General features: G+C 38.3%; 11 protein-coding genes. 3 read left to right on the forward strand and 8 right to left on the reverse strand.

The window, feature by feature from the left end; translation table 11 throughout:
- Window positions 1-14 precede the first annotated feature (14 nt).
- The 3 genes from BK577_RS03790 to BK577_RS03800 all read right to left on the reverse strand — a co-directional run bounded on the left by BK577_RS03790 (window position 15) and on the right by BK577_RS03800 (window position 2,890).
- Window positions 15-1,154, reverse strand: coding sequence for a CapA family protein (locus BK577_RS03790; RefSeq protein WP_078431695.1), 1,140 nt, complete (start codon window positions 1,152-1,154; stop codon window positions 15-17).
- 102 nt (window positions 1,155-1,256) lie between these two features.
- The gene (locus BK577_RS03795) at window positions 1,257-2,255 is read right to left on the reverse strand and encodes an inorganic phosphate transporter (RefSeq protein WP_078431696.1); all 999 of its coding nucleotides are present in this window, start codon (window positions 2,253-2,255) and stop codon (window positions 1,257-1,259) included.
- Between the two features lie 14 nt (window positions 2,256-2,269).
- A complete protein-coding gene (locus BK577_RS03800; protein ID WP_078433450.1) occupies window positions 2,270-2,890 on the reverse strand; it encodes a DUF47 domain-containing protein in 621 nt (206 codons plus the stop codon).
- Window positions 2,891-3,230: 340 nt separating this feature from the next.
- On the opposite strand from BK577_RS03800, the gene desA reads away from it, so the two are divergent.
- Window positions 3,231-4,262, forward strand: coding sequence for a Delta(5) desaturase DesA (gene desA / locus BK577_RS03805; RefSeq protein WP_078431697.1), 1,032 nt, complete (start codon window positions 3,231-3,233; stop codon window positions 4,260-4,262).
- Between the two features lie 193 nt (window positions 4,263-4,455).
- Window positions 4,456-4,617, forward strand: a complete 162-nt coding sequence (locus BK577_RS25890; RefSeq protein ID WP_169908082.1) for a hypothetical protein — start codon at window positions 4,456-4,458, stop codon at window positions 4,615-4,617.
- A 194-nt stretch (window positions 4,618-4,811) separates the two neighbouring features.
- Here the strand turns inward: BK577_RS25890 and cls are convergent, their stop codons facing one another.
- Window positions 4,812-6,260, reverse strand: coding sequence for a cardiolipin synthase (gene cls, locus BK577_RS03810; RefSeq protein WP_078431698.1), 1,449 nt, complete (start codon window positions 6,258-6,260; stop codon window positions 4,812-4,814).
- 170 nt (window positions 6,261-6,430) lie between these two features.
- Here cls and BK577_RS03815 point away from each other — a divergent pair, with 170 nt between their 5' ends.
- A complete protein-coding gene (locus BK577_RS03815; protein WP_078431699.1) occupies window positions 6,431-7,723 on the forward strand; it encodes an aminotransferase class I/II-fold pyridoxal phosphate-dependent enzyme in 1,293 nt (430 codons plus the stop codon).
- A gap of 291 nt (window positions 7,724-8,014) precedes the next feature.
- Here BK577_RS03815 and BK577_RS03820 read toward each other — a convergent pair whose 3' ends face one another.
- The 4 genes from BK577_RS03820 to BK577_RS03835 all read right to left on the reverse strand — a co-directional run bounded on the left by BK577_RS03820 (window position 8,015) and on the right by BK577_RS03835 (window position 13,505).
- Window positions 8,015-9,151, reverse strand: coding sequence for a mannitol-1-phosphate 5-dehydrogenase (locus BK577_RS03820; RefSeq protein ID WP_078431700.1), 1,137 nt, complete (start codon window positions 9,149-9,151; stop codon window positions 8,015-8,017).
- A 1-nt stretch (window position 9,152) separates the two neighbouring features.
- A complete protein-coding gene (locus BK577_RS03825) occupies window positions 9,153-9,584 on the reverse strand; it encodes a PTS mannitol transporter subunit IIA (RefSeq protein ID WP_078431701.1) in 432 nt (143 codons plus the stop codon).
- A gap of 3 nt (window positions 9,585-9,587) precedes the next feature.
- Window positions 9,588-11,693, reverse strand: a complete 2,106-nt coding sequence (locus BK577_RS03830) for a BglG family transcription antiterminator (RefSeq protein ID WP_078431702.1) — start codon at window positions 11,691-11,693, stop codon at window positions 9,588-9,590.
- A gap of 363 nt (window positions 11,694-12,056) precedes the next feature.
- Window positions 12,057-13,505 carry a PTS mannitol transporter subunit IIBC gene (locus BK577_RS03835; RefSeq protein ID WP_078431703.1) on the reverse strand — a complete coding sequence of 483 codons (1,449 nt, stop codon included), beginning with the start codon at window positions 13,503-13,505 and terminating at the stop codon, window positions 12,057-12,059.
- Window positions 13,506-13,713: the final 208 nt, after the last annotated feature.

Raw genomic sequence — 13,713 nt, forward strand, 5'->3', positions numbered from 1 at the left:
ATGGTTTTTCATCATCATGTAAATGAAAATGTAAGTTCTGGTACCCACTGATTCATATGCTTTTTGATTTCTTCGTAAAGCTTTTCTTTACCTGATAGTTGCTCGAGCGGTTGAACATGGTACACTTCATTTACGAAGGTTGGGACGAAGGATGGTTCTTTTAGAACGATTTCACCGGTTTCGAGTTTTTTTTCGACGTTTAGTTTTAGAACTCCTCCGATATCTTTGTAATCTTCGGTTTGACCTGTAAAGAAATTACCGAGTGAATAGGCAACAAATGATCGTTTTCCATCCTCTCTTTCGATCCATTCAATTGGTTGAAGAACGTGTGGATGGTGTCCGATGATGATGTCAGCTCCTGCATTTGCTGTTTTGATGGCTAACTGTTTTTGCTCTTCATTTGGCAATCTTTCATATTCTTTTCCAAAATGTAGACTTACCACAACAACATCAGAGATGGCATTAGCTTGTTCAATTTCTTGTTTGATGTTTTTCTCATCAATTCGATTCACTAAGTAAGGCTTATCTTTCGGGGTTTCAATACCATTCGTTCCATATGTATAAGCAAGGAATGAAAAAACAATTCCATTCTTTTCAATTGTGCGAATGTTCTTTTTATCTTCTTCCGATAAAAAAGCTCCGGTATAAGGAATCCCCAGTTTATTCCAATGGGAGATTGCACTTTGGATGGCCTTTTCGCCTCGATCCAATGTATGATTGTTTGCTATTGTTACTAAATCAATACCGCTTTCTTTTAATATATCTCCAACTTCATACGGACTATTAAATGATGGATAGGTAGAAAGCCCAATTTCTGTACCGCCAATCATAGATTCCTGGTTGGCAATTGTTATATCCGCATTGTTTAATAAGGACTGAACATTTTTCAGATGAGGGGTAAAATCATATTTTTCATCACCAATTTGTGCAGGCTCATACACACGGTCGTGGATTAAAATATCACCTATAGCCGAAATCGAAGCACTTGTCGTTATGATTTCCTCTTTTTCCTTCTCTTTCTCAACAATCTGTGGATTCTGTTTTTCTTCCACTTTAACGATTTGATTTTCAGGAGCTGATGCTAGTTTGCCAAAATATAAGCCCAGTCCACAAACTAGAAGAACGAGCAGGGTGAATGTGATGACCTTTTTCATTAGGGTTACTCCTTTTTTGAAAACTACTACTTCTAGTTTAACTTATAACTTGGAAGAAATTAACCAAAAAGACAGAATTCTGTCGAATTCCGCCTTACTTTTTTAAAGAATGAAGTTAAGAAAATAATACACAACCCCAGCTAAAACCGCTGATGCAGGCAGGGTAACGATCCATGTAAACACCATGGCTTGAGCTGTTCCCCAATTAACTCCTTTTATTCGGTTAGAAGCTCCTACCCCGAGAATCGATGAAGAAATCACATGTGTTGTGCTGACGGGAAGATGAAGAAAAGTTGCACTTAAAATAATGGATGCTGATGAAACATCGGCAGCAACTCCGCTTACAGGTCTGATCTTCATAATTTTATTACCAACTGTTTTTATAATTTTCCAGCCACCTACTGACGTACCGAGTGCCATTGCAAGCGCACAGGAAAGCTGAACCCAAAACGGAATATCCATTGTTTTATGATAGTTATTGGCGATTAGGGCAAGTGTAATAATGCCCATCGCTTTTTGAGCATCATTTGTTCCATGTGTATATGCCTGAAATGCCGCTGTGACAATTTGAATTCTGCGAAATCGATTATTGGATTTCGTTAAAGAATGATTTCTAAATAAGACCTTAAAGATACTAAATACGATAAAACCGATGATAAATGCTAAGATTGGTGATAAAAAGAGAGACTGTGCAATCTTAGAAAAACCTGCATAATTAATACTGCCAAACCCTGAAGCGGCAATCGCTGCTCCAACAATAGAACCGATGATGGCATGTGAGGAACTGCTCGGAATTCCGTAGTACCACGTGATAAGGTTCCAGGCAATCGCTGAAATAAGGGCTGATAAAATGACAACAGACCCATTATGTATCGTAAACGGATCCACAATACCGGTTGTAATGGTTTTAGCAACACCTGTAAACGTTAGTGCTCCGATAAGGTTCATTAACGATGCTAATATGATCGCATGCCTTGGCTTCAAAGCTTTTGTTGAAACACTTGTTGCAATGGCATTGGCTGTATCGTGAAAACCATTTATAAAATCAAAAGCCAACGCTCCAATCACAATCAACACCGTAATCATTAATGTTACATCCATATATCTATGTCCCCTTACGCATTCTTCATGACAATGCTATCTAATGTATTGGCAACTTTACGACAGCTATCCACAATGCCTTCAAGTGACTCATATATATCTTTATATTGAATGATTTTAATCGGATCTTTTTCTGTTGCAAATAAATTTTTCAATGCGGTCCGCAGCAGGTTATCACTGTTTGCTTCATGTTCTTTTAATGCTGATGAATGGACGGGAATAGACTGTAGTTTTTTCAATGATAATAATGTGATCGCTTCTGAGATTTCGGTCGCACATTGATGATTGATGCGAAAAAACTTTTTCATCTGATCTGTCATGCTAGTAACTGAATACATCTCAAGCAATGCCGCGGTATGCTCAATTCCATCTAAAACATCATCAATATGCAGGGCAAGCTGTAAAATATCTTCCCTGTCAATCGGTGTAATAAAAGTTTGATTCAGTTCTTTTGTTATTTTTTGAATCAATTCGTCACCGGTTGATTCAAACTCTTTTACATTTTCTAAAAATAGTTGCAATTCATGATGATTTGAAATCGGTTTTTCAACACAGAAGTATGTTGTTTCTTGAAGATTGCTTGTTATGCTTAATAATAACTCTGAAAATTTATCTTTTTTTCCTTTTGAAAACATCATAGTACGAATCCTCCATCGGTAAAACTTGTCCTATATTATGAGTACGTCTGTCATCAGACAAACATACCTTCTCTATGTAAATTACTACGTATTGTAGCGTAAATCCCATGTTAAAAGCTAGCTAATTTAAATTATTAACTGCTTTCCCGTTAATGGGGGAGTTTGGCCCGATAAAGAGCCGGGTATAATTTTGATACACCCTTTGTGTCCCGGCTGGCTCTGCTGCTAAAGATTTAATAGAGCCCGAAATCCGTTTCGCATTTCGCTAATCCTTCAAAGGCAATAATCGTTTTCTATACTTAGATAAACAACATATGGAAAGGGGAAACCTTAAAAAATGAATGAACAGGAAAATCCAAGGGCTTTGAGAAAACTGGTTAGCCCTTATGAAAAGTCTGATTTACAAAAAAGCAATTGGCAAATCATTAACACATTAGTACCATTTTTCCTGCTATGGTGTTTGGCATATAAGAGCTTGTCGATTTCTTATTTCCTTACATTAGCGATTTCTGTTGTTGCAGCAGGTTTTTTAGTGAGAACCTTCATCATCTTTCATGATTGCTGCCATTATTCCTTTTTTAAGAGCAGAAAGGCGAATAGAGTCCTTGGAACGATAACAGGAATTCTGACTCTGCATCCTTTTGACCATTGGGCACACGACCATTCTGTCCATCATGCGACAAGTAGCAATCTGGACAAACGCGGTACAGGCGATATTTGGGTACTGACCGTTCAGGAATATAAAGAAGCTTCAACTAAGACAAAAATAATGTATCGTTTGTACAGAAATCCTTTTGTTATGTTTATTATTGGCCCGATTTACGTCTTCGGAATTACAAATCGTTTTAATCGTAAAGGAGCAAAACGTAAAGAACGGATGAATACGTATGTAACAAATCTGGGGATCTTCGCTTTGGCAGCACTTTTATGTTGGGCAATTGGATGGCAAAACTTCCTGCTGGTTCAGGTGCCAATTTTTATGATCTCGGGAACCCTCGGAGTTTGGATGTTTTATATTCAGCATACGTTTGAGGATTCTTATTTTGAAGAAGATAAGCACTGGGAATATGTAAAAGCAGCCGTTGAAGGAAGCTCTTTTTATAAGCTTCCAAAAGTCATGCAATGGCTAACAGGCAATATCGGTTTCCATCATGTTCATCATTTAAGCCCAAGAGTCCCGAACTATAAGCTTGAAGAAGTACATAACAACACTGAACCATTGCAAAACGTTCCAACCATTACACTGGCAACAAGTCTTAAGTCGTTAAAGTTCCGTCTATGGGATGAAGAAGGCAAAAAATTTGTTGGTTTTAACCACTTAACAGCTGCTTCTAACAACCAAGTATCAGAGCGTCTAAGATCGGATTAAATAAATTTTCTTTAATCAATGATAAGGGACAGTGGGTAATCACCACCAAACTGCCTCGGAGTAACCACCGTCCCTCATACCATACAATTGGTTAATTTCAACTTCTCCATCCCGATATTCGTATACATATCCCTCATATTCCATCACCTATTGGGAATATTAGTTCATAATCGATAGGAAAAGGAGGATGAGAATGTTTGGACTAGGAAAAAAGATTAATACGCTGTTTTGGATTGCGATCTTTGGCCTCATTTTAACGACCATCTATTCAGCTATTCTCCTTTATCAGGGGATAGATTCAAAACGAAAGTTGAATTTTATTTGGGGTAAAAATAAAGAGGAAACTGAAGGCTAAAACGAACAAGGACCTGTTTTTCAGGTCCTTGTTTCATGTTATAAATGGATAAAATGTGGTACTCAGTTTTAGTGTCTAACTCCAGCGCCTAGCCCCTCGAGGTCATAAGCCACAAATGAATTGAAGACAAAGAACATCTTCTATTCATTTGCGTCTTATGCTTGTCGGGTCTGATCAAGGCGCTTGCGCTTTTCTTATAAGATTGGCGAAAGAAGCCGGGAGACAGATTCTTTAATCCGGATTGTTCTTGAACGCTGAACATAGGCCTCAATTGTTAATTGTCTTGATTTCTCCATATCCTCGATAAATGACTCATACAGCTTTGTTGCTATATCAACATCATATAAAAAGGCATTCACTTCAAAATTCAATCTAAAGCTTCTCATATCAATGTTTGCTGTTCCAACTGACGCAATTTCATGATCAACAACAATCGTTTTTGCATGGATAAACCCATTTTCGTAAATGTAGATTTCAGCTCCGGATTTTAACAACTCACCTGCGTATGAAAGTGTTGCCCAATACACAAATGGATGATCAGGTTTATCCGGGATCATCAATTTCACTTCAACACCTGATAAACAGGCAATCTTCAAGGCATCCAAGATACTGGCATCAGGGATAAAGTAAGGTGTCTGGATGTATATGGACTCACTCGCTGATGAAATCATCTTCATATAGCCATTTTTAATTTGCTCCCATTCTGAATCAGGTCCGCTTGTCACGATTTGTATGCTGCTATCACCTGTTTTAGGCTGCTCCGGAAACAATTCGGGACTGTAAGAAATCACCCGTTTTTCTGTTGCTTGGTTCCAATCAAGGATAAACCGGGCTTGAATGGCATGGACAGCTGTTCCTTGAATTTTCAGATGTGTATCACGCCAATAGCCAAAGGACGGATCAAGCCCCAAATATTCATCACCAACATTAAATCCTCCAACATACCCGATGCTTCCATCAATAATCACTAGTTTTCGATGGTTCCGATAATTGAGCCGCAAATTGATCCATCTAAGTTTTGATGGAAAAAACACTTCAACTTCTCCTTCTGCTTTCCGTAGCTCTTTAAAAAATCTTGGTCTTAAGCTTCTTGACCCAAGATCATCATATAAAACCCTGACCTTCACACCTTGCTCTGCCTTCTTCGTTAACGCCGAAACAAATCGTTTGCCAAGTTCATCCTTTTTAAAAATATAATATTGCAGGTGAATATGATGTTTTGCCTGCTCAATATCCTTCAATAATGTTTCAAACTTCTCATTTCCATCTGTAAAAATCTCTACTTCATTATTGTCTGTTAACAAAGCATCATTATTGAGTACATGCATGTTGATCATTTGCTTATATTTTTTTGCTATCTCACTTTTAAAAACAAACGAATTATTTCTAATCTCTTCTAATTGAGTAGCTAGTAGCTTATCAATCCCTAGCTTTTTCCGATCTTCCCATTGAAACATTCGATATCTGCTTAAATTTTGGCCAAATAACAGATACAGCAAAAACCCCAATAACGGAATAAAAAACAACACTAACAGCCATGCCCAAGAAGAGGAGGCATCTCTTCGTTCTCTAAAAATCATGACAATCGCAAAGAACGTATTTAAAAGGAAAATAAACCCGAGTAAAATTGAACCAATTTCCATATGAATTCCTCACATCTCTTTTTCTACTATCAATCATAGTATATCTTGAAAGATAAATTATTTGTCAGTTTTTTTATATAACTACTGTGAGAACACTCTTCACTGTGATAAAATATCTCTTAATGAATTTTCAAAAATTTTTATTTCCTATAGAGGTGAAAAAAAGGATCATGAATGAATTAGCACAAGCTTTAAATCAAGCAATGAAAGAAGATAACGAACACGTTTATAACATGTTGTCTCAGCTTGGAAAGGAAATGTTCTATCCAAAAGGCATTTTAAGTCAATCGGCAGAAGCAGGAAAAAAAGCTCATCGTTTTAATGCAACAATCGGAATTGCAACTGAAAACAATCAGCCTATGCACTTTCAACACTTGCAGGACCTTTTTGGCGATAAAGTAGCACCAAAGGATCTATACCCATATGCACCACCTCAAGGAAAAGAAGAATTACGTAAAGTATGGCAGGAAAAAATCTTTAACGATAACCCAAGTTTAAATAAAGATGTCGTAGGTTCACCAATTGTTACAAATGCCCTTACTCACGGTTTAAGCATTGCAGCCGATTTATTCGCTGATGAAGGTACACCGGTTATTGTACCTGATAAATATTGGGGAAATTACAACATCACATTTAAAACACGCCGTGGTGCGACTGTTGCCACATTCCCATTATTTAATGAAGAAAACGGTTTTAACACAGCAGGCTTAAAAGCAACAATCGAAGCACAAAAATCATCCGGCAAAGTGATTGTTCTTCTAAACTTCCCGAACAACCCGACTGGATACACACCACTGGAATCTGAAGCAAAAGAAATTGCCGCTGTCCTAACTGAAGCAGCAGATGAAGGGTTAAACATCGTTGTACTGATCGATGATGCCTACTTCGGATTATTTTACGAAGACTCAATGACTGAATCCATTTTCAGTTACCTAGCAGATGCTCACGAGCGTATTTTAGCCGTAAAAATTGACGGAGCTACAAAAGAAAACTATGTATGGGGCTTCCGCGTTGGTTTTATCACATATGCGAGCAAATCAGCGAATGTATTAAATGCGTTGGAACAAAAAACTAAGGGTCTTATCAGGGGTACAATCTCAAGCAGCTCCCACCCCTCACAATCACTGATTTTACAGTCATTAAAATCAGACGAATTTGCTGTAGAAAAAGAACAGAAATTCGCTTTAATGAAAAGCCGTGCAGACAAAACAAAAGAAGTGCTTGCAAAAGAAGAATATCAAAAATACTGGACATACTATCCATTCAATTCAGGCTACTTTATGTGCTTGAAGCTTCACAACATTGATGCAGAAAAATTACGTTTGCATCTGTTAGATCAATATGGAGTTGGAACCATTTCCATCAACCCAACTGATTTACGTATTGCGTTCTCTTGTGTAGAAGAAGAGGATATTGAAGAATTATTTGACTTAATCGCTCAAGGTGCTGCTGATTTGCAGTAGTTTGCGGCTGATAGGATGCTCACTGCCGTTTGGTAGTGGGCATTTTTGCTTTTAAAAGGGATGGCAGGTTGGAACTTCATGGCTACTAGGTGGAATCTTGCAGATTTTCTATTAATTTTGCAGGTTTCCCAGTAATTTTGCAAATTTCCAAGGAATCTTGCAAGTTTCCCGATAATCTTGCAGATTTGGACTGGAATTTTGCAAGTTGACAAGATACCTATCATTCGGCAAATTTCGCCGACGCGCTTACGCTCAAAAAGCCAGCACCGAATACGGTGCTGGCTTCTCAATTTATAACTTCTCCGCAACGCTCACAACTAACGGATGATCCATCGCTAAACCTGAAACCTCACTAAATGCTGCAGCAGCACCTTTTTCCTCAACCATCTGCTTAAGTGTAAGTGATTCCTGATCTTCCTCAGAAACAAACTGCAGGGCAGCTACGATTACCTTCACAAGATGTGCCGGCACGTCACCGAACTCCTCAATATACTCAAGGGCTGGTGCCACCAAGCGATCTTTTGCACCCAGCTTACGAAGAGGTGCTCTTCCTACCCTTTGCACATCGTCCACGATATACGGATTTGCAAAGCGTCCGATGATTTTTTCGATATACGCTTGATGCTGATCTGCGTCAAAACCGTATTTTGTTGTTAACACTTTTCCTGTTTCACCAAGAGTACCAAGTACGTCCTGCTTCACATCATTTTGAGCAATAGCTTCTGCAATCGTTTTATATCCAGCCAAGTTGCCTAAATAAGCTGTTGCCGCATGTCCTGTATTCACAGTGAAAAGCTTGCGTTCGATATAAGCCTGAAGATTGTCCACAAATAGAGCTTCTTCAATTTTAGGTTGCTCACCCTTAATTCCAGTTGAATCGATGACCCATTCATGGAAAGGTTCAACCAATACGTCTAGTAAGCGTTCATTGTTTTGATTTGGTACAATGCGGTCTACTGCTGAGTTCGGAAAGCCGACATTCTCTTCAACCCAAGCGATTTCTTCTGCACCAAGTTTTTCAACAACATACTTTTTAAGCTCACTGCTTCCACCGACCATGTTTTCACATGCAATGACATTCACTGTGCCACCATTTACTTGCTGGCGTTTTTTCAACCCTTCAGCAATGAGTGGAGCAACGAATTTTAAAATATTTGGACCAACTGCTGTTGTCACGATATCTGCTTGTGAGATCGCTTCAACAACAGCATCAGGATGTTGCTGACTATTGATTCCTGACACATTTTCAACAAAGAACTCTTGCTTCTCTTCATTTGCCAACATCACTCGGTACGCTTTTTCTTTGTTTAATTCATTGATTAATGTTTCATTTACATCAACAAATTCGACTGCATAGCCTGATTGATGTAACAATAAGCCGATAAAACCTCTTCCGATATTACCGGCACCGAAATGAACTGCTTTCAAGTTAGTTCACCTCGCTAAGAAGTTCGATGATTTCCTCTTTTGATTGTGCTTGGACAAGTTTTTCTACATTTTCTTCTTCTGATAACACGATCGCGATTTTTGAAAGGATTTCTAAGTGCTCATCACCTTTTCCGGCAATTCCGATTAAAAATTTCACGATGTTTCCGCTGCCGAAGTCAACTCCGCCCGGTACTTGGATAACAGATAAGCCTGAGTTCAGCACAGCTGATTTTGCATCTTCTGTTCCGTGTGGAATGGCAACAAAGTTCCCCATATATGTAGAAGATAATTCTTCTCTTTGCATCATAGCATCAATATAAGAAGCTTCAACATAGCCTTTGTCGACTAAAATTTGTCCTGTTGCTTTAATCGCATCTGTTTTGTTATCAAATTGTTGATTTAATAAAATATTTTCTTCATTTAAAATTGACATGTGTTAAACACTCCTTAGTTGTTGTAAATAGTTGGTGAAATATTTTTGGCTAATATAATGAGTTAATCCACTCTTTGTCGCTTTTTCAAACATATGGATACTTTCTTGGGACTCAATAATACTTGCACTAATAAAGCTCATGATTTCCAGCTCTTCTGCCTCAGCATCTTCAGGTGCAATGAGCAAAAGTATTCTCGATACTTCATTTAATTCATTGTCCATTGCCCTTAGCTTCATCGGTGTTCGAAGATCAATCATGTGGAAGCTTGGTCTCACAACAGCCTCATTTCTCGCATGAAACAGAGCCAGCTTTGTTTCCGGAATGGCAAGCCCTCCAATATGCTCCCGTTCCAACAGTGCCTCTACAATTCTTTGATCATTTTCTACAAGTCCTATTTGCTTCAGCTGCTTACTGACAGGAAGTAGAATACTTTCAACATGATTTGTGTTATTCAGTTGAAAAACTTCCAGTTCCTTCAAAAGTCTGATCAACTGCTGTGACTGGCTTGTAAATCGTTCATACTCTTCGAAGCTAATCGTAATGTCTACCCGTTCATCAGATTCTTCAAACGACGTACTTCGTTCGATTTCAAGACCCTTTTCTTCAATATAGTCTTTGATTTTTTCCAGCTCTTGAGTCGTTAAAATTGGACTTACGAGCAGGTAATCTGTTGAAATGTCCTCAATTGGTATCGTTGAAAGAATGAGATCATATTTGGTCACATCTATTTCCTTTAGTTCAAATGCTGAAATATTACGCAGCTCTGCAATATGTGGAAACTGATTGTTAATTTGCGTTGCCAGCATTTTTGACGTGCCAATACCACTTGAACAAATAATAAGGGCTTTTAATTTCCGGATCGATTTCCTTTTATTTAAGGCTGCTCCAAAGTGTAATACTAAATATCCTATCTCTTCCTCAGGAACTGCATCAAATGGAAGAGCAGCTTTTACAGCTTGTTGAACAACTCCGAAAAGCTCATGATGATCGCGTTTTATTTCTTTTAATAACGGATTCGTGATTTTCATTCCCTGCTTCAAGCGATACACTGCTGGCTGAAGATGGGCAAGCAAGCCATGAAATAAAGATGTATCATGCTTCAATTCTTTGTTTGTCAGCAGTTCTACTTGTTCAATTAACCTTTGTACAAGATAGGCAATCTCGACATTTTCATCCTGAATATCGACTTTTCCTTCGAACCGCAGCTTTGCTCCCCGCAAATGCATCGTAATATAGCCTTTTTCATCCTCAGGAATCTTGATTTGAAAGGTTTCCTCAAGTTTTTCGGCTATATCGTCTGCAAAGGTAAATTCCCTTGAGACTTTTAATTGTTTTAGATAGTCACCTTTTATTGTGATGTTTTCGCCACGTTGTATACGCTCAATTGCAAGTGCAAGGTGAACAACCAGCCCAACATATGAGCTGTCTGCCAATGGATATGGCAGGCGTGAATTAATTTTGTTAATTAAATCCTCAATAATAATGAGCTTTTCCTTTTGGACAAGTCCCAGTAAACGTTCGGATATGGAATCAATCTTATTTGTTGATTTTCGTTCTATATTTTCCCGTACCATTCGTAAAAAGTCCGGCACATCAAACCTGTCTGAAATTAAGCTTTTAATAGCCTTTCGCTTTGCTTCTTCCGATCCTGTCAGTTCAATTCCATACCCTCTTCTTCTAATAAGAGTAAGGCCGTATTCTTCAACAAATGGCTCCATTTTATCTAAATCATGGCTAATCGTAGCTGTTGTCACACCAAGTTCATTCGCCAAGCTTTGAAGCTTAATTGGATCATGATGATCAAGCAGTGTACAAAGGGCAACAATCATCCGCTCATCTGGCGTGTATTCTTTATAATCCTGCTTTTGAATCGCAATCCTTAGTTCTGTGAGACTTGTTTCACCTCCCACCATTTTGATTCCGATCCCCGCCCGCTTCACGAGCTGAAGATTGAATTTTTGCAGGACAGATTCAATATTTTTCAAATCACGATGAATTGTCCTCTCACTAACATCGATTTGTTCAGCAAGCTCCTTAATCGTCACTTCCTGATCTGCGTCTTCCATCAGTAATTGCACGATCAGACGCTCTCTTGCGGAAACAATCATGGAAATCAACTCTCTTTTATATGAGTTATTGACATAGTTTAATTATACACCCGCATATATACAGGTTTCAAAAGATAGAAAGAGCAGTTTTTTCAATTATGTTGCTGACATTATTTAATTAGAATGTCCTCTGGGCTTCAAAATAACCAGGGTGAAGCGGGTTATTTTCGATTTTTCGGATTTATTTTTGATTTTGAGATTTTATTTGCTATTCTGGAAATTTATTTTCGATTTTTAAGATTTATTTGCTATTTGTCAAAATTCGACACATTTCAGCACACATTCAACAACACGAGCCTCGCTTCTTTCCCAAACACAAAAATGGTGCCACTACCGAGGTAGCCGCACCATTTTTTCACAATCCTATTTTAGTTTACCCACAATCTCATCATATTTCGGGCTATTTAAGAAATTATCAACAGATACGTGGTACGCAGTTGGTAATTTAGCTTTTGCACGATCTGTTAAATCTTTGTGTGTAATAACGATATCAGCGTCAGAAGGAATGTTGTTGATTGATGTATTTGTCACATCTACTCCTTCAACTTCTGCTTTTTTCACTTTGTTACGTAAAATGGATGCACCCATTGCACTTGACCCCATACCGGCGTCACACGCGAAGATGACTTTTTTCACGTTACCGAAATCAAATTCTTCTGAAGTTGTTGCTTCCACTTCAGCTTCTGCTTCCGGTTGTGCAGTAAGATTGCTGCTTACAGAGCTTTTCTTCCCTTTCATTGCTTCCATTTTCGCTGTAGCTTCTGTTAAATCTTCTTCTTTTTGCTTGCTTGTTTTTAAAATAAGTGATGCAACTAAGAATGATACAGCTGCAGCTACAATTACACCTAGAATTACTCCTACGTAGCCGCCTCTTGGCGTCATTGCGAGTAAGGCAATGATACTACCAGGTGACGGACTTGCTACTAATCCTGCATTGAAGATTGAGAATGTGAACACACCACTGATTCCACCTGCGATTGCTGCAAGAAGTAACATAGGTTTCATTAAAATGTACGGGAAGTAGATCTCATGAATACCACCCAGGAAGTGAATAATCACTGCACCAGGAGCAGTTTGTCTCGCCGAACCTCTGCCAAAGAACATATAAGCTAAAAGAATACCTAAACCAGGACCAGGGTTTGACTCAAGTAAGAATAAAATTGATTTTCCCGCACTTGAAGCTTGCTCAATACCAATCGGGCTTAAAATACCGTGATTGATTGCATTGTTTAAGAACAGAACCTTTGCCGGCTCGATGAAAATACTTGCTAATGGCAGTAAACCTGCATCAAAAATAGCTTGAACTGCACCTGCTAATACTTTGTTTAATCCTTCAACAACTGGACCAATTCCAACTAAGGCAGCTAATGTTAATAGTGCTCCTAAAATACCAGCTGAGAAGTTGTTTACCAGCATTTCAAAACCGGAACGAACTTTATCTTTTAATAAACCATCAAGCTTTTTGATTAAGTATCCACCAAGTGGACCCATAATCATCGCTCCGAGGAACATCGGGATTTCCGCTCCTACGATAACCCCCATTGTTGCGGTTGCACCAACGACACCACCGCGGACATCGTATACCATCTTACCACCTGTGTAACCGATTAATAGTGGAAGCAGGTATTTGATCATTGGATCAACCAATGATGCTAATGTTTCATTTGGTGCCCAGCCTGTTGGGATAAATAGTGCTGTAATAATCCCCCATGCAATAAAAGCACCGATGTTTGGCATGATCATTCCACTTAAATGGCTACCAAATCTTTGTATTTTAACGCGAAAATCACCTTGCTTTTGATTCGCTTCCATGTAAGTCACCTCTTTGTTATTTCTTGTCTTTATAATAAAGCGATTTCAGCGGAGAAACAATTTAAACTAAATTCGATTTTGTCTGACACAATGTTGACAAGATTAATTTTGGAAAGAAGTGTTAGGATTTTGTCAACGGCTAATATTGTCGAAAAGTCTTTAATTTTATATTAAATATGAACGTTTTATACTCAAACCTTGTTGCTCT

The sequence above is a fragment of the Metabacillus halosaccharovorans genome (assembly GCF_002019635.1).
GTDB lineage: Bacteria > Bacillota > Bacilli > Bacillales > Bacillaceae > Metabacillus > Metabacillus halosaccharovorans.